Here is a 255-nt window from a genome sequence, read left to right on the forward strand (position 1 = left end):
TCGTGCTGAAAAAGTTGTAGATCGCTGTAAAAATCGTGGTGAAGAAATCCCGAATCGCTGTAAATACGGTCGTTGCCACCGTCTGAATGGCAGTGACAATGGTGGTGAAGGTATTGGAAATAGACGTCCAAGTGTTGACGAAAAAGTCCCGGATTCCGGTAACAATTCCCGTGAAAAAGGAAGCAATGCTGTTCCATGTGTCCACAAAAAATGTTTTGATGGAAGTCCAGACTTCGTTCCAGCTTGTTCCGAACC

Annotated in this window: 1 protein-coding gene; it reads right to left on the reverse strand. The window is 45.1% G+C overall.

Going from position 1 to position 255, the window contains the following annotated elements; translation table 11 throughout:
- A partial coding sequence (locus RUMCAL_RS15745) for a TMP repeat protein (RefSeq protein WP_021680780.1) occupies nt 1-255 on the reverse strand: 255 nt, incomplete at both ends.

The organism is Ruminococcus callidus ATCC 27760, from assembly GCF_000468015.1.
Taxonomy (GTDB): Bacteria; Bacillota; Clostridia; order Oscillospirales; family Ruminococcaceae; genus Ruminococcus_C; species Ruminococcus_C callidus.